Origin of the sequence: Streptomyces sp. NPDC015032, from assembly GCF_043080425.1 — a bacterium.
Taxonomy (GTDB): Bacteria; Actinomycetota; Actinomycetes; order Streptomycetales; family Streptomycetaceae; genus Streptomyces.
In genome coordinates, this window is the sequence record NZ_JBIBVN010000019.1 from 49,262 (window position 1) to 70,978 (window position 21,717).

The 21,717-nt window shown below is 70.6% G+C and carries 19 protein-coding genes, 1 tRNA gene and 1 pseudogene; 13 read left to right on the forward strand and 8 right to left on the reverse strand.

All coding sequences use genetic code 11. The features are described 5' to 3' along the window. The first annotated feature begins 397 nt into the window (after positions 1–397). From ACF08M_RS24770 to ACF08M_RS24785, 4 genes are read left to right on the forward strand one after another with little or no spacing between them, the layout of a single operon-like run. Positions 398–976, forward strand: coding sequence for a (2Fe-2S)-binding protein (locus ACF08M_RS24770; RefSeq protein ID WP_392187464.1), 579 nt, complete (start codon positions 398–400; stop codon positions 974–976). Further along, positions 973–1,965, forward strand: a complete 993-nt coding sequence (locus ACF08M_RS24775) for an FAD binding domain-containing protein (RefSeq protein WP_392187465.1) — start codon at positions 973–975, stop codon at positions 1,963–1,965. The genes ACF08M_RS24770 and ACF08M_RS24775 overlap by 4 nt, the downstream gene beginning before the upstream one ends. Further along, complete coding sequence (locus ACF08M_RS24780) at positions 1,962–4,124, forward strand: xanthine dehydrogenase family protein molybdopterin-binding subunit (RefSeq protein WP_392187466.1); 2,163 nt, start codon at positions 1,962–1,964, stop codon at positions 4,122–4,124. Before ACF08M_RS24775 ends, ACF08M_RS24780 begins: the two co-directional genes overlap by 4 nt. Continuing rightward, positions 4,117–5,265: an XdhC family protein gene (locus tag ACF08M_RS24785; RefSeq protein WP_392187467.1), complete on the forward strand. Its 1,149-nt coding sequence runs from the start codon at positions 4,117–4,119 to the stop codon at positions 5,263–5,265. The genes ACF08M_RS24780 and ACF08M_RS24785 overlap by 8 nt, the downstream gene beginning before the upstream one ends. A 55-nt stretch (positions 5,266–5,320) precedes the next feature. Here ACF08M_RS24785 and ACF08M_RS24790 read toward each other — a convergent pair whose 3' ends face one another. Beyond that, the gene (locus ACF08M_RS24790) at positions 5,321–5,662 is read right to left on the reverse strand and encodes a hypothetical protein (protein ID WP_392187468.1); all 342 of its coding nucleotides are present in this window, start codon (positions 5,660–5,662) and stop codon (positions 5,321–5,323) included. A 338-nt stretch (positions 5,663–6,000) separates the two neighbouring features. On the opposite strand from ACF08M_RS24790, the gene ACF08M_RS24795 reads away from it, so the two are divergent. After that, positions 6,001–7,581 carry an alpha/beta hydrolase gene (locus tag ACF08M_RS24795; protein WP_392187469.1) on the forward strand — a complete coding sequence of 527 codons (1,581 nt, stop codon included), beginning with the start codon at positions 6,001–6,003 and terminating at the stop codon, positions 7,579–7,581. A gap of 416 nt (positions 7,582–7,997) precedes the next feature. Here ACF08M_RS24795 and ACF08M_RS24800 read toward each other — a convergent pair whose 3' ends face one another. Beyond that, positions 7,998–8,675, reverse strand: coding sequence for a class I SAM-dependent methyltransferase (locus ACF08M_RS24800; protein ID WP_392187470.1), 678 nt, complete (start codon positions 8,673–8,675; stop codon positions 7,998–8,000). Between the two features lie 217 nt (positions 8,676–8,892). On the opposite strand from ACF08M_RS24800, the gene ACF08M_RS24805 reads away from it, so the two are divergent. Further along, positions 8,893–10,413: a DUF4157 domain-containing protein gene (locus tag ACF08M_RS24805; protein WP_392187471.1), complete on the forward strand. Its 1,521-nt coding sequence runs from the start codon at positions 8,893–8,895 to the stop codon at positions 10,411–10,413. Positions 10,414–10,587: 174 nt separating this feature from the next. Here the strand turns inward: ACF08M_RS24805 and ACF08M_RS24810 are convergent, their stop codons facing one another. The 3 genes from ACF08M_RS24810 to ACF08M_RS24820 form a co-directional block, all read right to left on the reverse strand. Next, a complete protein-coding gene (locus ACF08M_RS24810) occupies positions 10,588–10,701 on the reverse strand; it encodes a CoA transferase (protein WP_392187472.1) in 114 nt (37 codons plus the stop codon). A 340-nt stretch (positions 10,702–11,041) separates the two neighbouring features. Next, positions 11,042–12,136: a CU044_5270 family protein gene (locus ACF08M_RS24815; RefSeq protein ID WP_392187473.1), complete on the reverse strand. Its 1,095-nt coding sequence runs from the start codon at positions 12,134–12,136 to the stop codon at positions 11,042–11,044. Beyond that, the gene (locus ACF08M_RS24820) at positions 12,133–12,804 is read right to left on the reverse strand and encodes an RNA polymerase sigma factor (protein ID WP_392187474.1); all 672 of its coding nucleotides are present in this window, start codon (positions 12,802–12,804) and stop codon (positions 12,133–12,135) included. The genes ACF08M_RS24815 and ACF08M_RS24820 overlap by 4 nt, the downstream gene beginning before the upstream one ends. A 141-nt stretch (positions 12,805–12,945) precedes the next feature. Here ACF08M_RS24820 and ACF08M_RS24825 point away from each other — a divergent pair, with 141 nt between their 5' ends. From ACF08M_RS24825 to ACF08M_RS24845, 5 genes are all read left to right on the forward strand, one after another. After that, on the forward strand, positions 12,946–14,511 hold the full coding sequence (locus tag ACF08M_RS24825; RefSeq protein ID WP_392187475.1) for a serine protease: 1,566 nt from the start codon (positions 12,946–12,948) through the stop codon (positions 14,509–14,511). 154 nt (positions 14,512–14,665) lie between these two features. Next, complete coding sequence (locus ACF08M_RS24830; protein ID WP_392187476.1) at positions 14,666–15,067, forward strand: hypothetical protein; 402 nt, start codon at positions 14,666–14,668, stop codon at positions 15,065–15,067. A 242-nt stretch (positions 15,068–15,309) separates the two neighbouring features. Continuing rightward, positions 15,310–15,382: transfer RNA gene (locus ACF08M_RS24835), tRNA-Ala, on the forward strand. 733 nt (positions 15,383–16,115) lie between these two features. Then, positions 16,116–16,694 (forward strand): hypothetical protein, encoded by a 579-nt coding sequence (locus ACF08M_RS24840; protein ID WP_392187477.1) that lies wholly within the window; start codon positions 16,116–16,118, stop codon positions 16,692–16,694. Between the two features lie 191 nt (positions 16,695–16,885). Beyond that, on the forward strand, positions 16,886–17,236 hold the full coding sequence (locus ACF08M_RS24845; RefSeq protein ID WP_392187478.1) for a hypothetical protein: 351 nt from the start codon (positions 16,886–16,888) through the stop codon (positions 17,234–17,236). Between the two features lie 569 nt (positions 17,237–17,805). Here the strand turns inward: ACF08M_RS24845 and ACF08M_RS24850 are convergent. Together ACF08M_RS24850 and ACF08M_RS24855 are read right to left on the reverse strand one after the other, a co-directional pair. Then, positions 17,806–18,321 (reverse strand): lytic polysaccharide monooxygenase auxiliary activity family 9 protein, encoded by a 516-nt coding sequence (locus ACF08M_RS24850; protein ID WP_392187479.1) that lies wholly within the window; start codon positions 18,319–18,321, stop codon positions 17,806–17,808. Between the two features lie 471 nt (positions 18,322–18,792). Further along, on the reverse strand, positions 18,793–19,434 hold the full coding sequence (locus ACF08M_RS24855) for a TetR/AcrR family transcriptional regulator (RefSeq protein ID WP_392187480.1): 642 nt from the start codon (positions 19,432–19,434) through the stop codon (positions 18,793–18,795). A gap of 75 nt (positions 19,435–19,509) precedes the next feature. On the opposite strand from ACF08M_RS24855, the gene ACF08M_RS24860 reads away from it, so the two are divergent. Next, a complete protein-coding gene (locus ACF08M_RS24860; RefSeq protein ID WP_392187481.1) occupies positions 19,510–19,950 on the forward strand; it encodes a hypothetical protein in 441 nt (146 codons plus the stop codon). A 60-nt stretch (positions 19,951–20,010) separates the two neighbouring features. Here ACF08M_RS24860 and ACF08M_RS24865 read toward each other — a convergent pair. Beyond that, positions 20,011–20,427: pseudogene (locus tag ACF08M_RS24865) on the reverse strand (tyrosine-protein phosphatase); the annotation flags it as partial. A 316-nt stretch (positions 20,428–20,743) separates the two neighbouring features. Here ACF08M_RS24865 and ACF08M_RS24870 point away from each other — a divergent pair. After that, positions 20,744–21,373 (forward strand): YoaK family protein, encoded by a 630-nt coding sequence (locus ACF08M_RS24870; protein ID WP_392187482.1) that lies wholly within the window; start codon positions 20,744–20,746, stop codon positions 21,371–21,373. The last annotated feature ends 344 nt before the right edge of the window (positions 21,374–21,717 follow it).

Here is a 21,717-nt window from a genome sequence, read left to right on the forward strand (position 1 = left end):
TGCCCTGGGCGGTTGAGCGCGCGACGACAACTGCTTCCCCAAGCTCTCGGCTGCGCTCGAGCAGGGGAGGCCCCGTCCCCGCCGCGTTGTCGGAACATCCGAATACGTCCAGTATGCGGGCGTCCCTCCGCCTTGCGATGCACCGCATCTGCCGCCGCACGCCGATCCACCAGGGATTACGAGGCAGCCCTTTGCTGAACGAAGGGCCGTCCGCTAGGTTCGATGACTACCGGACAGTTGTCCGCTTGCGTTCACCATAGCGGCCCATCCGGCCCGTGCGGTCGGTCGACGCTTCCGGTCACCGGCTTCATCGATCTGCATCACCCTCTCCCTCCCGGACTGTTCCGGAGGGATCGTCTCGTTCGACGCGCATCCGCAAGACGAAAGAAGGCTGAGCATGGCTTTATCGACGTCCGGCACCCACACGACGTCCAGCACCATCACCCTGCACATCAACGGCGAGAAGCACACGCTGCCCCTCGACCATCGCACCACCCTGCTCGATGCCCTGCGCGAGCGGCTCGGTCTGACCGGCACCAAGAAGGGCTGCGACCAGGGCCAGTGCGGCGCCTGTACCGTGCTGCTCGACGGGCGCCGGGTCGTTTCCTGCCTCCAGTTGGCGGCCGCGGCCGAGGGGTGCGCGATCACCACGATCGAAGGTGTGGCCGAGGGTGACCGGCTGCATCCGGTGCAGCAGGCGTTCCTCGACCTGGACGGCTACCAGTGCGGATACTGCACTCCGGGGCAGATCTGTTCGGCGCTCGCGGTGATCGAGGAGCACGCGGCGGGCTGGCCGAGTGCCGTGACCGACGACGTCCGGCCCGAAGCGGGGACACCCGCGCTCACCGCCGAGGAGATCCGCGAGCGGATGAGCGGCAACCTGTGCCGTTGCGGCGCCTACGTGTCGATCGTGCAGGCGGTCGCGCGGGCGGCGCAGGAGACCCGGGTCGAGGATGTCGAGGAGGCGTCGGCGTGAAGGAGTTCGCCTATGAACGCGCCTTCGACGTGGCGGGAGCGGTCGCCCTGCTCGGCGCCGCGCCCGACGCCCGGCTGCTCGGCGGCGGCACCAACCTCGTCGACCTGATGAAGGCGGGCGTGGAACGGCCGACACTGCTCATCGACGTACGCCGGCTCCCCCTCGACGCCGTCGAGGTGACGGACGACGACGGGCTCCGTATCGGAGCGACCGTCACCAACAGCGATCTCGCCGCGCACCCGGAAGTACGGCGCCGCTACCCGGCGTTGGCGCAGGCTGTCCTGTCCGGCGCCTCGGGGCAGTTGCGCAACATGGCGACGGTGGGAGGGAATCTGCTCCAACGGACCCGTTGCGGATACTTCACCGACGTCAGCAAGCCGTGCAACAAGCGTGTTCCCGGCAGCGGTTGCCCCGCCCGCACCGGCGAGCACCACAACCACGCCATTCTCGGCGCCTCCGAGCACTGTGTCGCCACCCACCCTTCGGACATGGCGGTCGCGCTGGCCGCGTTCGACGCCGTCGTCTCCTACGAAACGGCGGACGGGCCGGGCGAGTTGCCGATCGACGAACTCTGCCTTCCGGTGGGCGACACCCCGCACGTCGAGACCGCCCTGCCACCCGGGGCGCTGGTCACCGGCATCACGTTGCCGCCGGCCCCGCTCGCCGCCCGCTCGCGCTACCGGAAGGTGCGCGAGCGCGCCTCCTACGCCTTCGCGATCGGCTCGGTCGCCGCCGCGCTCGACGTCCGGGACGGGTCCGTACGCGATGTGCGTCTGGCGTTCGGGGCGGTCGCGTCCCGGCCGTGGCGGGCCCGTGCGGCCGAGCGGGCCCTGGTCGGCGGACCGGCGCGGGCGGAGGCGTTCACCGCCGCGACGGATACCGAACTGGCCGCCGCCCGGACGCTTCCCGGGAACGCGTACAAGGTGACATTGATGCGCAACCTGGCAGTGGCCGTGCTGTCCGAACTCGCCGAGGAGGCCGCCCGATGACCACGCCGACCCGAACCCCCGCGTCGACCGGTGCCATCGGCTCCGCGCACCCTCGTGTGGAGGGCCGTGACAAGGTCACCGGAGCGGCCCGCTATGCCGGAGAGATCCCCTTCGCCGACCTCGCACACGGCTGGCTGGTGCTGTCGACGGTGGCTCGCGGCCGGATCCGTTCCGTCGAGGACGTCCCCGTCCTGGCCATGCCCGGCGTGCTGACCGTGGTGCACCACGGGAACGCGCCGCGTGTCGACACCGACTACGTGGGCAAGATGGGACGGCCGAACCCGGTCCTCGGCCTCTTCCAGCACGACCGCGTGCCCTTCTCGGGCTGGCCGGTGGCATTGGTCGTGGCCGAGACGTCCGAGCAGGCGAGGGAGGCCGCCGAGGCCCTGGTGGTCCGGTACGACGAGGAGCCGCACGATGTCGCGTTCTCCGCCGGACGCACCGATGCGTACTCGCCTGAGAACAGCCCGTTGGTCCAGGCCGAGACGACGAAGGGCGATGTGACGGCCCGGCTCGAGGCGTCCGCCGTCGTCGTGGACGAGGAGTACACCACTCCCGAGGAACACCACAACCCGATGGAGCCACATGCGGCGACGGCTCGCTGGGACGACGGCCGGCTCGATGTCGTCGACGCCAACCAGGGCAGCACATGGGTGGCGGGCGAACTCGCGTCGCTCTTCTCCCTCGATCCGGCGTCCGTACGCGTGCGGTCCGAACACGTCGGCGGCGCCTTCGGATCGAAGGGGGTCGGCCCGCACCAGGTGGCCGCCGTGATGGCCACGACCGCTCTGGGCCGCCCGGTCCGCGTCGTACTGACTCGTCGTCAGATGTTCTCCCTCGTCGGTTTCCGTAGCCCCACGGCACAGCGGATCAGGCTCGGCGCCGACGCCGACGGCCGGCTGCGGGCGTTCGACCACCAGGCGCTGAGTCTGACGTCGACGGTGCATGAATTCGTCGAGTCGAGCGCCATGCTGGGACGGGTGATGTACGACGCCGACGCGCATCACACCGTCCACCGGCTCGTCCGGCTCGATGTGCCGACCCCCTCCTGGATGCGTGCGCCGGGCGAGGCACCGGGATCATTCGCGCTGGAATCCGCCCTGGACGAACTGGCCGAGAAGTGCGGCGTGGACCCGATCGCGCTGCGCGCACGCAACGAGCCCGACGCGGGTCCGGTGTCCGGCCTGCCCTTCAGCAGTCGCAATCTGCTCGCCTGCTTCGAGGAGGGTGCCCGCAGATTCGGCTGGGCGGACCGGGACCCGCGTCCCGGGGTGCGACGAGAGGGGCGCTGGCTGCTCGGGAGCGGAACGGCGGCGGCCACCTATCCCTCGGGGGTCGGTCCGTCCACAGCGGCCGTGACCGCGGAGGCGGACGGCACCTTCACGGTGCGGATCAACGCGGCGGACATCGGCACCGGGGCACGGACCGCGATGGCTCTGGTCGCCGCGGACACGCTGAAGGTGACACCGGACCGCGTCCGTGTCCGCATCGCGGACAGCGACCTCGGCCCGGCGATGATCGCCGGCGGTTCCATGGGGACGCGTTCCTGGGCCTGGGCGGTGACGCTCGCGGCGGGCGAACTGGTGAAGCGGCTGGCCCTCGGAGGCGGCATTCCGCCCGAGGGAATCACCACCCGCTCGAACACCGCCGAAGCCGTTGGCGCGCTGGAGAAGAAGGAACGCCATTCCTTCGGGGCGCAGTTCGCCGAGGTCGCGGTGGACATCACCACCGGTGAGGTGCGGGTGCGGCGCCTCCTCGGCATCTTCGCCGCCGGCACCATCGTCAACCCGCTCACCGCACGCAGCCAGTTCATCGGCGGCATGACCTGGGGGCTGTCCATGGCCCTCCACGAGGAGGCGGTCAGGGACGGGGCCACCGGCGGGCACGTGGGCGCCGACCTCGCCGGCTACCACTTCGCGGCCCATGCCGACGTGCCGCACATCGAGGCGGACTGGGTGGATGACCCCGTTCCGGGCGACCCGGTCGGGATGAAGGGCATCGGTGAGATCGGCGTCGTGGGCGTCGCCGCCGCGATCGCCAACGCGGTGTGGCACGCGACCGGTGAACGCCACCGGGGCCTGCCGATCCGTCCGGACCGCGTCCTGGGCGCTGCGGGCTCGGCCCGGCGTCGGTCCGAGCGGAGCGACCCGCGTGCTTGACATCGCCGCGGAGTTGAAGCCTTGGATCGAGGAGGGCCGGCACTTCGCCGTCGCCACCGTTGTGGCCGTCGAGGGCAGCGCGCCGCGGGGGCCCGGCGCGGCACTGGCCGTCGACGCCCACGGCACCGTGATCGGATCCGTTTCCGGCGGGTGCGTGGAAGGAGCGGTGTACGACCTGTGCGTCCAGGCGCTCCAGGACGGCCGGACGGTACGCGAACGGTTCGGGTACGGCGACGACGACGCCTTCGCGGCAGGACTCACCTGCGGCGGCGTCATCGACGTCCTCGTCACGCCGGTACGTGGGCAGGCGCCGGCCCTGCGAGTCGGGGTGTCGGCCGCCGAACGCGGGGAGGCGGTGGCACTGGCCCGGGTGGCCCGAGGACCGGGCGGCCTGCTCGGCAGGGCGCTGCTCGTCCGTCCCGACGGATCCTGCGAGGGCGGTCTCGGCGGACATCCGGACCTGGACCGGACAGCGGCGGCGGAAGCACGTGCGATGCTGGACACGGGCCGCACCGGCACGGTCGAGATCGCGGAGGACGGATCGCGATGCCGGGACGGTGTGACGCTGTTCGTGGAGTCGAGGGTACCGCCGCCCCGGATGATCGTCTTCGGTGCCGTGGACTTCGCGACGGCGCTCGTGCGGGCGGGCAGGTTCCTCGGCTACCACGTAACCGTGTGCGACGCCCGGCCGGTCTTCGCCACCCGCGCCCGCTTCCCCGAGGCCGACGAGCTCGTGGTCGACTGGCCGCACCGTTACCTCCGGCGCACCGAAACCGATGAACGGACCGTCCTGTGCGTACTCGCCCATGACACCAGGTTCGACGTCCCGGTGCTGACGACGGCCCTGCGGCTGCCGGTCGCGTTCGTCGGTGCGATGGGATCGCGTCGCACTCACGAGGACCGCAACCGTCGCCTGCGCGAAGCCGGGCTCACCGAACGGGAGTTGGCCCGCCTGCGCTCCCCGATCGGCCTCGATCTCGGTGCCCGTACCCCCGAGGAGACCGCCCTGTCCATCGCGGCGGAGATCGTCGCCTTGCGACGGGGTGGGACGGGGGTGCCGCTGACGGACTCCGGGACGCCCATCCACCCTGACGCGGCCGGGGGCAAGGAGCCCGGAGCCCACTCCCGGGCGGCCGCGTGACCTGCCCCGCCAGGTGCCGGACCCGGCTGTGCCCGGCAGTGCCATAGGACGTATTTCACCTCAGGGCCTGCTTCACCGCGAGACCGTGCGGGTTGTCGTGCGGCGGCTGCGGACGTACCGGGCGTCCGGGGCCGCCGCCCGGTGTACGGACAGCGGGTGCCCGGGGCCGCTTCGAAGCCGGACTCAGTAGGCGATCCGTCCCGTTGCGGTCGTCGTTGGTCTTGACGTTGATGCCGGCGCAGTTGGCAGTGGTACGGGAGTAGCGGGTGTACGGCCGGTGCGCCGGGTTCTGGCCGGGGTAGGCCTGGGCCGGCGCGCTGCTCGGCCCTGCGCCCCAGGGGCTGCGGCATCCGGTGGGACCGCGGCTTCCGCCGTACGTCCCGATGCCATGTCCCATGGACCGACTAGGACCACTGACGTATGTGCACGGTACTACCGAGAGACGATGACGCGGTGTCAGGTGTGGTGAAAGGCTGGCCCGGATGACGAGAAGGCCCGGGCCAGAGTCCGACCCAGGACACGCTTCGCGTTCCCTGACCCGCATTCTGCGGCCCCACCGGCCCGATCCGCCCCGCTGACGGGCCGAGCCGGACACGCCGTTGTCCGGGCGCGCGGCCCCGCCGCCGGATCCTCGGGGTCGCCGATGCGGCCGCGGACGGGTCGGACCGGGCCGCCGCGCTCTTCTCGCCACCACCTTGTGTACCGCCACCTCACGCACCCACTCAAGGAGACCGTGTGACCACCATCAGCGCAGCCGTGCGCCGCGCCTCGGCCGTGGGCCTCGCCCTCACCGCCTGCTTCACCGCGTTGCCCGGCGCGACGGCGACAGCCGCGGGCCGCGACGGCGGAGCGGTGACGGCCGGGGCCGGCCTCGACCGCTACTACCACCAGCGCCTCGACTGGCGCAGTTGCCTCCTGGGCCCGGACGACGCCACGGGCCATGACCTGGAGAAGGCCGGCGCACGCTGCGCCGACGTGACCGTCCCGCTCGACTACGCCGATCCCCGGGGACGTACTCTCAAGATCGCGATTTCCCGGCTCGCTGCCACCGACGCCCGTCACCGGGTCGGCTCGCTGTTGTTCAACCCCGGAGGGCCGGGCGGGCCCGGCCTCGGCTACTCCCCGCTCATTCGCCAGGTGATGAAGGAGACCGGCGCGCGCTACGACCTCATCGGCTTCGACCCGCGTTTCGTCGGCCGCAGCGCCCCGCTCGACTGCGACTGGCCCGTTGGTTCCTCCGTGTTCTCGGCCGGTGGGAGCCGGGCGGGCTTCGAGCGACAGGTCGCCCTGCAGAAGGGCCTGGCCGACAAGTGCCGGGCCACCAACGCGTCCGTGCTGCCGTACATCACCACCCGCAACACTGCCCGCGACATGAACGTCATCCGGGGCGCGCTCGGCGAGCGCAAGATCTCCTACCTCGGCTGGTCCTACGGCACCTACCTGGGCACGGCCTACACCCAGATGTTCCCCGGCCGCTACGACCGGGTGGTCCTCGACGGGGCGCTGGACCCGCGCCGGTACAACCCGCAGCTGATGCGCGGCGTGGAGCGCGAGAACGAGCAGGCCCTCGCGGACTGGGCCACCTGGGCAGCGCGGCGCCACGACGTCTACGGTCTCGGCCGCACGCGCGGACAAGTGCTCGCCACGATCAACCGCGTCGTCGCGACCTCCGCGCGCCACCCGCTGACCGTCGGCACCGGCGCGGACACGTTCCGGCTCGACGACACCCAGGTGCCCTTCGTGGTCTTCGCCGGGACCGCCGACGACACCGATGAGGCACGAGCGGCGGCCGGGGAGCAGATATCCGTGCTCGCCAGGGCCGCAGCGGGACAGCCCACCCGGCTGTCGCCGCAGTTCGCCGCGATGCTGCGGGGCGCGCTCACCAACGAGGGGTCACGCAACGGCAGTGTGCAGTCCGCGATCCTCTGCGGCGACGTCTCCGTGCCGCGCGACCCCGAGAGCTACTGGCGGGACATCGAACGGAGCCGGGCCGCGCACCCGCTGTTCGGCCCTCTCACCAACAACATAGGGCCGTGCGCCTTCTGGGACCGGCCCCGCGAGAAGCCCACCCAGGTGCGTCGCGACACCCCGGCACTGATCGTGGCCGCCACCGGCGACCCACGCACCCCCTACACGGGCAGCGTGGCACTGCACAACCTGCTGCCGAGCTCCAAGCTGCTCACCCTCAAGGGCGCCAACCGGCACGCGATCTACGGCCAGTACGGCAATGTCTGCGTGGACAACGAGGTCAACCGGTACCTGGCAACCGGAAAGCTGCCCGCACGGGACCGGACCTGCGTCAAGCAGAGCCGCTGACCGTCCGATGCCGCGTCGTCCCGATCCACCGGCCGCGCGCCGGCGGGCCGGGACGACGCGGCGGCCCCTCAGCGACGGGCCGGGCTCGTGGATGTCGTGGTGCGGCCAGGAGGTGCCCGGGTCCACGGCCGCTCCGCCACCGCGCACTGAGCACGCGCGAGGCAACTACGGTGGGAGTCCCGCGTCCTACTTGATCCACCGGGTGCCGAGTACCCGGCCGTCGGCCGTCCCGACAGGCATTCGCGCAGTCGCGATCACCGTTCGTTGCGGCACTCCGGGCCGGCCTGCGTCCGGCCCGGACACGGCCACTGCCCTGCATGTGCAACTGGCCGGTCGGTGTTGGAGCAACTCCCCCACGCCCCGCCATGGATCCGCTGGCCGGCCTGACCGCTTCGCTCTCTGCCCCGGACTCGAGATCAGCGCGGTCGGGTCTCCGAAACCGCATCCGGCTTGCGGGCCATGAAGGTGGCGATCGTCCTCGTTGCCCCCTGGTCGGGTTCCTCCACCAGTCGCGCGCTGACGGCCAGTCCGGCCCGGCCCAGCATTTCGGCGATCTGGGCAGGTGGCAGCAGGTGGGAGTCGTAGGTCACCGGATGGCCGCCGTAAGCCTGCGCCGGACGCCTGCGCTCGCCGTTTCCCACATGGCCGACCACCATCAGATGGCCACCGGGCGCCAGAGTGCGATGGAACTCGGCGAACACGACCGGGAGCAATTCAGGCGGTGTGTGGTGAGTGGAGTAGTAGGCCAGGATGCCGCCGAGTTGGTCGTCGTCGAGCTCCAGCCCGGTCATTGAGCCCACAGTGAACCGCAGGTCCGGATAGGCCTCTCGGGCCAGGTCGATCATCTTCGGCGACACGTCGATGCCGAAGGCCGGCACCCCCAGCTCGGCCAGGTGTGCTGTCACCTTGCCGGGACCGCAGCCCAGATCCGCGACTGGTCCTCGATCGGAGGTCTCCACGATCTCGGCGAACGCGGCCAGCAGCGCGCGTGACAAGGGATCAAGCTCGGCGGGGGCCGAGACGCGGGCGGCGTAGTCGGCGGCGACGGTGTCGTACGACTCTCGGACCGCGGCCAGGTAGGTGGGTTCAGTCACATCGCAAATCTAGATGGGAGCACTGACAGAGACCGAAGGGGCCCACGATCAATTCGGCGCCCTCCCCGGGAGAGCACAGATCAGCGCTCGACCCTCGATGCGAGGAGGTACCCATTGCCCCGGGGGGACAGTCAACAGTGCCTCGTCCTACCTACCGGGAAGTCCTGATGACAGGGTAATCAGAGGGAGTTGGCCCTACCCAAGGAAAGGCCCGCTCATGCGTGCAACCGACTTCGGCAGAACCTCGGACGAGAAAGCCGGCCCCCGCACCATCGCGCCCGTTGCTCAGTGCCGGCAGGGGCTCCTCCCGCTCCAGAGCGCCGTCGGCAACGAGGTCGTGCTGCGTATGCTCCAGCGCGTCGGCCACCCCTTCGTGCAGCATCAGCACGGCGTCGGCTGCGGCCCTCAGGCGACCCGGGACGCCGGGCGTGCCGAGGCTCCGGCGCCGGTGGTGCAGCGTTCCGCCGTTCACGACGTGGTGACGGGTTCGGGCCGGCCCATGGACGGCCTGCTGCGGGCGGAGATGGAAAGCAGGTTCGGCGCCGACTTCTCCGACGTGCGTCTGCACACCGGGGCAGCCGCTCAGCGCTCCGCGGCCGCGATCGGCGCCCGTGCCTACACCTCGGGGAACAATGTCGTCATCGGCGACGGGGGTGCCGACAAGCACACCCTGGCCCACGAACTCACCCACGTGATCCAACAGCGCCGGGGTCCGGTGGCCGGAACGGAGAACGGCGCGGGCCTGAGCATCAGCGATCCGTCCGACCGGTTCGAACGCGAAGCCGAGGCGGTAGCCACCGAGGTGATGAGGGCTCCAGCACGGGAGGCCGGTGCCTCCGGGCTCACGGGCGCACCAGCCGGCCTCGGTACCGCGGCCGCCGCACCGGTCCAACGGGTCAGCGACAAAATGTCCAGGCAGAAGGAGAAGGACCGTTGGAAGCCCGGCGGCGGAGCAGCGGACACCCCGGCCGGGAGCGGTTCGGTCAGTCTGAACCAGGAGAAGGTCCAGGAGCGGATGGGCTACGTCTGCCAGTTGCTCTACGCGGGCCATCTGAGCGGTGACGCAGCCGCCATCATGGAGGCGTGGCTCGGGCGGCTCAAAGTGGATGGGCTCTGCGGCGGCTGGGTGACGATCCACCAGCACGAGCCGATCTGGCTGGAGCCGTTGTGGGAGGCGCTGGTCGCCTGGGAGCCCGAGGGGAGGCGGGACACGCCCGATGCGAAGGACCTCGAACAGCTTGAAATGCTGCTGCGCCGGGGCGGCGTCGGCAACGTGGGCGAGGAGGTCAAGGAGGTGGTCGTCGCCATCAGCACGGCCTGGAACGTGATGCGCAGGCTCGAACCCGAAGCTGGGTACCTGGACGTGACGGACCTCCTCGGCGATTCGACGGTGGCGCCGAAGAACTACGACGGGTGGGAGTCCGGGGAGATGAAAGTGATCACGTGCAAGACGCAGCAGGCCGGGGAGAGACTGACCTCCCACATCATTTCCGCTACGCGATTCGACCAGGCCAAGGGCGGCAAGCAGTACTACGCGCGGATCGAGACGCCGACCCACCATATGGGTGTGCGGCTGGCGCGCGTCGAGAACTCCCGGCAGGTGAGGGTCTGCGAGACGGAGGCAACCGGCATCGTCCTCTGCACCTCATGGAGTGAGATGCAGACCGCTCTGCAGAACGGCTGTAACGGGCATTCTGAGGAGACGATCAGTCTGGAGGTCACCATCTCCAACTCGTAGCCACAGCCGGCCGATCCGGCCCTGCAAGTCTGTCTGCCCCTGGCAACACCAGCCCTTGTTGCCAGGGCGGAGCATCCCGGGCCGCCTGCCGGCCCTCCTCGTGTTGGTGGCGACCACCGCGGGATGGCCACACGTACCCCGACCCAAGACGCGGGATGGGAGCACGCCAGACGCTCACTCAAGCCTTCTCGGGCCTTCACCGTCGGCGCCGATGTCGGCGAGCAGCGGCGTGGCCCAGGGGCCGGGCAGGAGCCGGGAGAGGTCGAGGATGCGCGTGCCCGTCGGCACCGACCACGCGGGGGCCTTTCGCCAAGGCCGACGCCGGGCTCCCCGCTCAGCTTCCTCGGCCCCCGTGTCCGTCCCTAGGCTTCCGCTGCCGGCGCTCCTTCTGGTGGGCGGGGCCGCGGCCGACCGGTTCTCACGCCGGACCGTCCTGACAGCCGCCCATCTCGGCTCGGCACTCACGCAGGGCGGCGTCGCGGCGCTCCTGCTGTCCGGCCACTACTCACTCGTCCTGGTGGCCGTACTGGAGTTCCTCAACGGCGCACTGGCCGCGTTCATCACTCCGGCCCTGCGCGGGCCCCGGTGGAGCGATGCCGCGGCGCCGCCGGTGCGTATGGCTGCCGCGTTACGCCGTCGTCTGATCGGGGGTCTCGCCGGGGCGGTCGACTGCGGCCCTGGTCAGGATCGCGGAGGTACCGAGAACGGTCCCGGCCGGGCCCGCGTCGCCGGCTTCGGTGAGGACGGTGCGCTCACCGAGGAACTCGTACGTGGTCCGGTCGAAGACCCACTGCGTTTGCTGCCCTTGTGCCGTACGAGCCACGGCAACGCCCTGGCGTCCCGCGGCGTCGGAGGACTCATGGACCACCGTGACGCCGGGGATCTTCGCGGCGGCCCGGTAGAGCGCGGCGCTTACCCGCGGTGGCGCCCAGGTCTCGGCGAGCAGATCACCGATCGCGGTGAATGCGCGCTGGTCCGGGTCCTGGCCTTCGCCGCGGGTCTCGTCCCGGATCAGCTTCAGCAGGGCGTCCGGGTCGGTGGGCAGTGACGCAACGTAGGCGTGGGTCGGGTTGCCGATCGACGGATCCGTCCCGTGCAGGGTGCTCGGCCGGGGCGACGCCCCCCGGCCGTCGAGGTGGTACGCCGGTGCGTCGTCGCCGAGCCTGGAGTCGGGCTCGCCGGCCTCGCGCAGCAGGCCGGAACGGCTGCCGTCGGCAGACAACCACACCTGCCGCGTGTGCGCGGGAGCCACGGTCACCGGGCCTCCCCCGGCGCTCTGCCCGGCGTAGGCGACCTTGCTCTCGATGTACACGAACTGGTCGGCACGGACCGTCGGTTGCTTCGCTGCGGCGGCGGCGAGGGCGACGCGGTCCAGGAGTCGTGTCGCTGCCGGGCCGCTGGTGGCGCCGTGCTTCGTGACCGCGGTGGTGGCTCGCCCGGGTGAGTCCGCGAGGTTCACCGTCACGACGCCGCCGACCACCAGGGCGCAGGCCGCAGCCGGCGCCATGATGCGGACCAGACGTCGTCGCGGGCGTGAAACCCGGGTGGTGGGGTGGCCGGTCGATTCGGCCAGGACGGCCCTGCGCAGGAGCTCCTGCTTCAGCAGCAGTTCACGGTCGTGGCCCAGACCAGGGACCGGCGGCGGGGGCAGCAGACCGGTGAGACCGAGGCGTTCGGTCTCCTCGGAGCGAGGGTGCGTACGGCGCCACGGGGCGGTGTTCATCCGTTGTTCTCCTGGGTCGACGACCGGGCCGCAGGGATGCGGTCCGTTACTGGCGTGCCGGGGGTGGCGGAGGATTCTCTGCTTCCCTCCTCCGGGGGCCGTTCGGCTCCGGCCCGCGTGGGCTCCGAGCGTGCGCCGCGGGCTTCGGCGTCGGTGAGTTCACGCAGCCGGGTACGGGCACGGGACAGGCGCGACCGGACGGTGCCGACCGCCACACCGAGCGCCTCGGCCGCCGCCGCGTAGTCCAGACCGGCCCACACCACGAGGGTGAAGACCTCCCGGTCGCGGTGGCGCAGACGAGCGAGCGCGGCGTGCGCGGCGCGCAGTTGCTCGGCATCTGCGAGGTGCGTGACGAGATCGTCGACGAAGTCCGGGATCGTGCCGCGTTCCGGTACGCGGGCGAGTGCGATCTCGCGGCGTCGGCGTGCGCGTGCGTTGCGGCGCATGATGTTGGTGGCGATTCCCAGCAGCCACGGGCGCAGGCTGTCCCCGTCGGGGCGCAGTTTCTCCCGGCTGCGCCATGCCTCCAGGAAGGTCGCCGATACGACGTCCTCGGCCTCCGCCCAGTCGCCCGTCACCCGCAGTGCATAGCGGTACAGCACCTGGGCGTGCTCGTCGTACAGCTCTCCCAGGGCGTCGCGGTCTCCGCGGCGGAAGCGATTCCTCATGAGTGTTTCCACACTGTGCTCTGCCAGATCCGTTGCGCCGGTTCCGGTGACGTGTGCCACACGGGCCGTCCGTGGCCGCGATCCCATCCCCGTGTGACGCAGCTCACTGGAACGCCGATGCCCGGCAGCGCAGTGCAGGTCATGAACAGTTCTTCCGTAACCCGCCGGAGCGTCCTGCGGACTCTGACCCTCGCCCTGGCGTTGGTCGGCAGCGCGACGCCCGCATGGGACGCCACCGCCTTCGCCGCAGAGCCGGAGACGTATGCCCTCACCATCACTCACCTGGACCGCGCCGGCCACAAGACAGCGGACTACCTCACCCACGTCACCGGCATCTCCGGCCCGGGTGCCGACGAGGCCGTCCAGCCGTACGACGCTTCCGGCACGACGACCGTGCGCCTGCCCAAGGGCCGCTACCTGCTGGACAGTTCCCTGACCGCCGGCAACGGAGCGAGCGGCACGGACTGGATCGTCCAGCCGCGCCTCGACCTCGACCGCGACACCACCATCACCGTCGACGCGCGGACCACCGCCCCCGTCGACGTACGGCCGCCCGACAAGTCCGCGGGCTTCCTGTACAGCGCGGCGGTCGTCGAAGTGACGCACGGCGGCACCACTCGACTCGCCAATGTGATGAACTCCCAGCCGAACCTGCGCGTCGCACACCTGGGCCCGGACGCCGAAGCCGGATCGGTGAAGCAGTGGTTCGACACGTACTGGACGACCGAGAACCGCGGTTACGGGCTCGGCTACGCCTTCACCGGCACCCGCGCGCTGACCGGGCTCACCCGGCATCCCGCCCCGGAGGAGCTGGCCACCCTGCAGATCCGCGGCGCGGCCCGGCCGGGAACCGAAGGGACCGCGACGGTCGACCTGCAACCGAGTGCCGGGCTGACCATCGGCTTCTCGCAGAAGCTGCCGAAACCCGGCACCGCCACGTACCTGGTGACCCCCGAACGCGGCACCTGGGACGTCATGTACCACACCCCCAGCGCGCCCGGGGAGCCGGCCAACCGCTACCCCGCCAACGGCATCGTCGTGCGAGCCGGGCACACCACCACGCACACCTTCGACAACGCAGTCTTCGGCCCCGACCTCACCGGCCGCCCCGGTGTCGTGCGCGACGGCGACAACGTCAGCGTCGACGTCCCACTGCTCGCCGACGGTGATGGTCACGTGCCCTCGTCACCGCCGTACAGCACCGCCTCGACCACTCTGCACCGCGACGGCGTGCTCATCGGAACACGGTCCGGTGCCCCCGGACGAGCCGAGTTCACCGTGCCGCGGGGACGCGCGGCGTACCGGATCACCAGCACGGCGAAGCGGGACGGCGCGCCCGGTACCGCTACCCGTGTGACCGCCTCGTGGACCTTCACCTCGGGTACGACAACCGGCCCGGCCCCGATGCCGGTGAGCGTCGTGCGGTTCTCGCCCGCGCTCAGCCCGAACGGCACCGCGGCGGCGAACGCAAGTATCCGTATCCCCGTCACCGTGCTGGGCGCCGCCTCGGGCGGACGCACACGCTCGCTGGCCGTCTCGGTGTCCGAGGACAGTGGCGCCTCGTGGACCCAGGTCCCGGTGGAACGCGGTGCCGTCACGATCCGCAACCCACAGGCGGGCACTGGAGTCTCCCTGCGCGCGGAGCTGACCGACATCGGCGGGAACACCCTCACCCAGACCATCGTCGACGCCTACCGCACGCAGTGACCCCCACCACTGCCCGGGCCGGGACTCACCGTCGGCGATGAGGCAACGGTGCTGGTCGCAGTCCCGACGGAGCGACTGTGACCAGCACCCAGCGGTTCCTCGTGCCAAACTGCGGGGACAGCCTTCTTCCGCACGGCGTTCACTGGGGCCCACCATGGATCAATTCGTCCTCGGCAACACGGACTTCGCCGTGGACCGATCGGCATCGCCGGTCCAGGTGTCCCCGGACGGCCTCATTACGGTCGTCGTGTGCGGAACCGGCGAGGCCGTAGAAGCGCAGCGGGACACGGACCCGTTCGGCTGGGCGATCCATCCGCCGACGCTCCATCTCACGGCGGCTCCCGCCACGTGGGCCGGCGACGTGGCCACCGCGCGGATCGAGGACGCCACGTCCGATCTGTACGACGTCGGCCTCTACCGTCACGAGCACGGCGACGTCACCGTCGATCTCACACTGGATCCGGCGCGAACCCCGCACATCGGCGGTACGGCCCTGGTCAGCGGCCACGCGGAGCCCATCGGTCGTCAGGTGGGCCGCTCCCTGCTCCCGTCGTAGGGGGAAGGCCGCCCGACCACGGTCGCCGCATCTCCTCTCGGTCCCGGGCGGGCCGTGCCCGTGGCCGAGGCCGCTGTTCCGAGCGATTGCAGCAGCGCTCCACGATGTCGCGGAACCATGCGGACACCGGACTGTGGAGTCCTCTTCTCGGACCCGTCCGCGGCGACGCAGCACCGACCGCGATTCACCGCTGCAGATCATTTGACGACAAGCCACGGGCGGACAAGAATCACGGGCGGAATGGGGCCGTAGCGCAGAGGTCGTCGCGCCTTCACGGCATGTAGGAAGACGCCGGTTCGAATCCGGTCGGCTCCATTTCCCCGACAGATATCTCCGGCCGAGGCCATGGCCGCGCACGGAGATATCTGTCCGGTGGGACGGCACCAGTCCCGGCGGTTCGGACCGTGAACCGGAGGCCAGGCCAAGCCGCTGATTTCGCTCGCAGCCCGGAGAGGGCGGCGAGTCCTTGCGGGGTTTCGGGGAGCCCTGTCCCCGTCGGAGGAGACTCCTTCACAGCTGGACCTTCGCGCCGCTCTGTCCACATCTCTGTCGGATGTGGTTCCGGGCCAATCGCGCGGGCCCCCGCCCCGTTGTGAGCCGTTGGCCGGGACACGAAGCCCTGACCAGCCTCGCCGGAACTCTCCGGAACGCCTCGGCACGACGAAAGCGTGATCCTGATCCCGCCCGTGCCTGCACAGCCCGTCCGAGCAGGCAAAAGAGGGGATTGGGTGGTGATTGACAGGTGCTCAGGGCGGTGCCGTGCGGACGGCTGCTCGGAGTGTGTCAATGAAGGACACGCTGCCGTCGGGGTGAGCGCGTTTCAGGAAGTCGCCTGGACAGGCTAACCGGATTTCAAGACGCCTGAATTCAGAGCTAGTTGACTTTTCTTACGATTATAAGGAAATAGCATATGGCGTACCTTCCATACCCCGATCGGTGGTCCGGCACCTACACCCAATGCGTCCGATATGACAGGTATGGGGACCGTCAGTACGTTCAAGGCACGGGTCGGCTGCTCGGCCGGCCTCTCTGAGACAGGAGAAGTGACATGGCTACCCGTTCCACCATTGTTACGGCCGCTGTCGCGGCCGCCGCGGCCCTGGCCGCCACCGGCATCACCTATGCCTCGGCCGCCACCTCCGAGCCCCCCCAGGCCGCCCCCGTCGTCCAGCAGGCTCCCGCACCCGTCGTCCAGCAGGCCCCCGCCACCGACTCGGCCCTCAACGGCGGCGACTCCGGCAAGGGCAACGAGGGCGGGGGTTACGAGGGCGGGGGCAACGAGGGCGGGGGCAACGAGAGGGGCTTCGAGAAGAAGCGCGGGCACCGCGAGGAGGGCCGCATCCACATCAACGAGCGGACCTACTCCGCCAGGCCGGGCGGCTGCATCACCGTCGTCAGCGGCCTGGGCGCCAAGAGCCTCAACATCCGCAACGACAGCCGCCGCACCGTGGAGGTCTTCCGCGGTGCCACCTGCGACAACGGCGCCCCCATCGCCACCGTCGGCCCGCGCAGCTCCAGCGATGGCGTCTTCCCCGGCCACGTCCGAGGCGGCGTGTTCGTCAAGAACGGAGTGGTGGGCAGCTTCCGGGTGATCAAGCACAACTTCGAGGGCGGCGAGGGCCGGTGACCGAGTCATCCGCCTGACGCAGAACCCCGGCCCGCCGGAATCGGGCCGGGGTTCCGCCCCGGACGCCCAACACCCCGGGCGAAGCGCGCCCAGACCGCACATGCCCGATCAACTCTGTGGCCGAGGCTGCGCAAGTCATTTTGATCTTGTGCGGGTCCCCGGTCCGGTGGGGCATGCGCGATGCTGTAGACATGAACATCGAGATCCTTGTCGTGCCGGACTGCCCGAACACCGAGCCGGCGGCCGGTCTGCTGCGCCGGGTACTCGACGACGTCGGCCTGCACGACATGGCCTTCTCCACCCGGGTGATCGCGGACCAGGCCGGGGCCGAGGCAGCCGCGTTCACCGGCTCCCCCACCTTCCTGATCGACGGCCGCGACCCGTTCGCCGAGCCCGGCCGGATGCCGGGGCTCTCCTGCCGGGTGTACCGGGGCCCGGGCGGCCTGACCGGGCTGCCCGGGGCCGACCAGCTGCGACAAGCCCTGACCAGAGGCCTCCAGGCCGACCGGCGGGGCCCACGCCCGTCGGTGCGTGAGGAATGAGCAGCCGTGACGGACAGCGAGCAGGACCTGGCCGGCGCCCAGCGACGGCACTGGCAGAACACGTACACCGCCCACCCGGACATGTACGGCGAACAGCCCTCCGCACGCGCCGTCCACGCCGCCGGAGTGTTCCACTCCGCCGGAGCGCGGGACGTCCTGGAGCGGGACGTCCTGGAGCGCGGGTCACGGACGCCGGTTCGCCGACCAGGGCGTTCAGCGCGGAGTCGTGAGGTGTACGACCGGCCTCGCTGCGCGGCACGGCGACGTCTTCGCGGGCGTCGCGGGCCCGGGCCGTACCCCCAGCCATCCCCATCCCCATCGCCTCGTCGCGCGGTCAGCATGCTGTGGAAGCCCGCAGCCCCGGTGACGGGTTCCCCTGTGCGGCCCCCCGGCCCGGGCCACCGCGTGCCCCTCGGCAGAGGACCGGCCGTTGCCGCATCGCGCGGGGAAGCGGGTGTATGCCGAAGGCCTCACCGGGCTTGGTGAGGCCTTCGACGTATCACCGGCGGGACGCCGAACCGGGGCGGCCTCGGATCCCCCGGAGAGCGGCGCCGGCCCGGACTCGTCGGTCAGCCGACGTTCACGTCGATGCAGGCGTAGAACGCATTGGCGGTGTCCGCGATGTTCCATACCGCGAGGACCTTCTGCTTGCCCGTCAGGCCTCCGAAATTCACCTGGTGGGTGACGGTCGAACCGGGCTGTGCACCGTTGTCGTTGAACTCGGCGAACTTTTGTCCGCCGGCGAAGTACTGCCAGGTGCTGGTGGCATGCCGGGCTGTCAGGACCCATTGGAAGGACGTGGTCCGGCTCACCGGGGTGACCTTCCACCCCTTGGAGTCGTCGTCGAGTTCGGCGAACCGGCCGTTGCCGCCGCTACAGCTGGTCAGCCCCTTGGGGCCTTCCACACTCTGCGGCTCGTACTTGATGTCCCCGCAGCTCACGGTTCCCGCGGCACACTGAGCCTGGCGGCTCGGAGGCGACGAGATGTATCCGTGGGCGCTCGCGGAACCGGTCGGCAGGCTCAGGGCCAGTACGGGTGCGAGCAAGGCACCCATCGCTGCGGCCGTCTTCCTTTTCGCGTGCATGCTTCTCCTTCACATGAGGCGTCGCTGCACACGCTCGGGCTGTGGGGGCCCGGCGGTGGCAGGCCGGCCTCTCCAGTGTGGGGTCAAGAGGCGCGAAGGGCATGGCAAGTTCCACCACCGCGTACGCCATGAAATCGCAGGCGTCCGGAAGGCGGCCTTGCACTTGGACTAGACCATAACCACCGATCCGCCCGCGTCAAGAGCCCCGGTTCCTTGGAAGTTGACGACAGGAGCGACTTCCGGACACCTCTTGGCGACCGCGCGCCGGACGGTCACCCGGGGCCGGACGGCCAGTCGGACGAGCGGGCGGCCTCCGCGTCGGTCGAGGCCGGGCGCTTCGGCGAACCGCTGCGGCAACTGCGGGGCGCTGACCGCCCTGTTCCGGCCGGACACCATCCCATACGCCACCTTCCGCCTCAAGGCCGCATGGGCCCATCCGTGTCTATCAGCCTCGCGCCCTCGCCACCGCAGTCAATCCGAACCGCCGAGCTCAGGAGTATCCACGTCGTGAGCGACGAGGGTCGCGCCAGATGCCAGGGCGCGGGCGGCGTCGGCGAAGTACTGCTCGTCGGCACCGTGGGCGAGGCCGAGGATGACACCCTGGCTGAGGCCGACGAACAGCGCCCTGAGCGCGGTTGCCAGACGTTGTGCCTGATGCGATGTCAGGTCCCTCCCGTTGTGTGATCTACCAGTGAACAGTGCGATCACGTGGCTCTCCTGGGCCTGGATGGACGCGGCGAGCCGGGAGGCCAGATCGCTGTCGTGCAGGGCCATGTCCAACAGGGTGATCTGCAGCGACAGGCCGGATAGCGCCTCAGGGGTGTCACAGCTGCGCCGGTAGTACCGGGCAAAGGCGTCGACCGCTTCAAGGAGATCCAGTTCGGCGGGAATCGCTTGCTCGATCTCTTCGTAGTGCGGTCGCAGGTAGTCGGTGACCAGTGCGACCACCAGGCCGGCCTTGCTGCCGAACAGCGAGTAGACAGCACCCGTGGTCAGGCCGGCCCGCTCGACGATCTCCTCAAGCCTGGCGCGATACCCGTCTCGGGAGACGACGTCGAACGCGGCGTCCAGCAGTGCGCGGCGGTTGCGCTCCTTGGTCTCTGCTCTGGTCATTCTCATAGTTTCATTATTACCGTAATCTGATTACGGAATGAGGGAGTTGGCCGCAGCGCTCGAAAGGACCCCCACATGCCCCAGACCCAGACTGTGACAGCGACGGCCACAGCGAAACGGTGGACAGCAGGGATCGTCGCCGATGGCGTCTTCAAGGTGCTGCTGGCTGCCGCCTTCATCATCGGTGCCGCCCCGCTCGGTCATCGGCTCGGTGCAGAGACCTGGCTGATGATCACCTGCGGCGTGGCCTTGCTGGTCGGTGGCGGGACAGAGATCAGGTACGTGCGCAGCCGGCCCATGTCCACCTACCTGCGGCTGATGGTTGCCTACGACAGCGGCTGGGTGCTGGCTACGCTTGCCGGCCTGCTGATGGCGTGGCGAGGCAGCAGCGCCGGGGGCGAAGTGTGGATCGGATACCAGACGGCAGCTCCCCTCGCGCTCGTCGCACTGCTGGTGACCGCCACCCCTGTCCAACCGACTTCGGGCGCCCGCACACAACTCCGCACCCCGACGTAGGGCTCCTTTTTCCTGGCTGCCAGTCAAGACAGTGACGCAGTAGCTACCGGATTTACTGCGTCAGGATCGGGAGGGGCGGACGGGGGGGAATCGTACGGGCGGCCGCGCCGGACACCAGGGGCGCGTCGCGGTTCCCCGCACCCGCATCGCGCCCCTGTCCGACCCGCCCGGTCGTGCGCCGCAGCGGTCGGGCGGCACATCGCCGACACGGCCGGACGCGCGGCGGAGCTCGGTGACCCCGTCGTGTGCGACCTCCGCGTACCGGTCGGCCAGGTAGCGTCCGGTCTCCATGTCCGGGCCGAGTGCCGCCTGGTCATAGGGCCGGTGCTCGATGCTGAGGTGGTGGTAGCGCAGCCCCGGGGCGTCGGGCACTCGCCCCTTGGCGGCGATCTCCCAGCCGTAGCGCAGGTCGATAACGGTACGGACGCCGAGGGCCAGGAAGCGGTCCCAGTCCGCGCCCCGGAGCTTGCCCAGCGAGTCCGACCGGTAGAGCCGCCCCGAGCGGACCGCGCGGCCGCCAGGTCCCCGATATCCCCCACATCACGGAAGTTGTGCAGTCGATCGAACGCTACATGTCTGTTCACGTCGCCGAAGTCCAGGACGGCGCCCGCGCACCTATGAGCAAGGGATCAGTGATGCGACCTCGCCCGTCCGTGCCCTGCCGGTGCCGGGTGAGGGCACTCGGCGCGCCGGGCAGACCACGAGTCCGCGCCTTCGACGGGGCTCGGCCGAGAATGCAGGCGTGTGTACTCCTCCCCTCCCCGCCGGGCGCGATCCACGGGGCGCATGGTCCTTGTTGCTTCTGTCGGCGGCTTCCGGCGCGGCCGACGCGTTCGTCTTCATCTGTGTCGGTCAGGTCTTCGCCGGGGTCATGACCGGGAATCTCGTACTGCTGGGCGCTTTCGCCGCCGGTACCGGGGAGCGCGGGGTGGCTCTGCACGTGATCACAGCGCTCGTTTCGTACGCCGTCGGGGTCGCATGCGGTGCGCGGATGAGCGAACGGCTGCGTTGGCCACTGCCGGTGATGCTGCTGATCGAGGTGGCGCTGCTCGCGGCGGGGGCGGTGCTGTGGGCGCTGGGCGGGATCACCTCGGCCGGGGACCGGCTGGGGCTGCTGGTGATCATTGCCGTGGCCATGGGGATTCAGGGCCGTATCCTCGCGACGCCCACCAACTACTTCACCGGCACTCTGACGTCTCTCGTCGGACGCGTGACGCTGCGGTCTTGGAGCCGCGCGGACGTCTGGGTCGCCGGCCGGCTGATCGCTGTCGTGGCGGGCGCGGCCGCGACGGCGCTGGTGCTACGGCTCTGGCCGGGCGCCGCCGCCGTGGTGACCGTGATTCCGGCGGCGGGTGCGCTGCTGAGCGAGACGGTGCCCGGAAGGCCGCTCCGGGGCCGGTCGCACCGTTCCGGAGGTCCCTGACCCGTGTGGAACGCAGGACGGGGCGTCGCGTCGTGGCGCATCGCGGGGCCGGAGCGGATCCGGCCGTCACACATGGGCCGAGGAGAAGCCCCGGCCGGATCGGGGGAATCCAGCCGGGGCGGTCCGGGTGTGGAAGCCATGCACAGCATCCACTCATAGGTGAACGATAAACCATTACGTCCCGTTCCCAGGAACCCGCACCCGCACTGTGATTCACGGCACGCAATCGGGTCTCCCGGCCGCACGGACAGGCGCCCGTCCGGCGGATGCCCGATCGCCGCCGCGCCCGGCGGCCGACCCCCCACCCACGACCGGCCGCGCCGGCACCCGCCCGCACGCGCGGC

What these genes read in the sequence shown, in the direction of transcription:
- ACF08M_RS24780 (WP_392187466.1), top strand. Translation starts at nt 1,962, where the DNA reads ATGACCACGCCGACCCGAACCCCCGCGTCGACCGGTGCCATCGGCTCC.
- ACF08M_RS24790 (WP_392187468.1), bottom strand. Translation starts at nt 5,662, where the DNA reads ATGGGACATGGCATCGGGACGTACGGCGGAAGCCGCGGTCCCACCGGA.
- ACF08M_RS24815 (WP_392187473.1), bottom strand. Translation starts at nt 12,136, where the DNA reads ATGAACACCGCCCCGTGGCGCCGTACGCACCCTCGCTCCGAGGAGACC.
- ACF08M_RS24850 (WP_392187479.1), bottom strand. Translation starts at nt 18,321, where the DNA reads ATGCACGCGAAAAGGAAGACGGCCGCAGCGATGGGTGCCTTGCTCGCA.
- ACF08M_RS24840 (WP_392187477.1), top strand. Translation starts at nt 16,116, where the DNA reads ATGGCTACCCGTTCCACCATTGTTACGGCCGCTGTCGCGGCCGCCGCG.
- ACF08M_RS24770 (WP_392187464.1), top strand. Translation starts at nt 398, where the DNA reads ATGGCTTTATCGACGTCCGGCACCCACACGACGTCCAGCACCATCACC.
- ACF08M_RS24855 (WP_392187480.1), bottom strand. Translation starts at nt 19,434, where the DNA reads ATGACCAGAGCAGAGACCAAGGAGCGCAACCGCCGCGCACTGCTGGAC.
- ACF08M_RS24845 (WP_392187478.1), top strand. Translation starts at nt 16,886, where the DNA reads ATGAACATCGAGATCCTTGTCGTGCCGGACTGCCCGAACACCGAGCCG.
- ACF08M_RS24805 (WP_392187471.1), top strand. Translation starts at nt 8,893, where the DNA reads ATGCGTGCAACCGACTTCGGCAGAACCTCGGACGAGAAAGCCGGCCCC.
- ACF08M_RS24860 (WP_392187481.1), top strand. Translation starts at nt 19,510, where the DNA reads ATGCCCCAGACCCAGACTGTGACAGCGACGGCCACAGCGAAACGGTGG.
- ACF08M_RS24825 (WP_392187475.1), top strand. Translation starts at nt 12,946, where the DNA reads ATGAACAGTTCTTCCGTAACCCGCCGGAGCGTCCTGCGGACTCTGACC.
- ACF08M_RS24830 (WP_392187476.1), top strand. Translation starts at nt 14,666, where the DNA reads ATGGATCAATTCGTCCTCGGCAACACGGACTTCGCCGTGGACCGATCG.
- ACF08M_RS24820 (WP_392187474.1), bottom strand. Translation starts at nt 12,804, where the DNA reads ATGAGGAATCGCTTCCGCCGCGGAGACCGCGACGCCCTGGGAGAGCTG.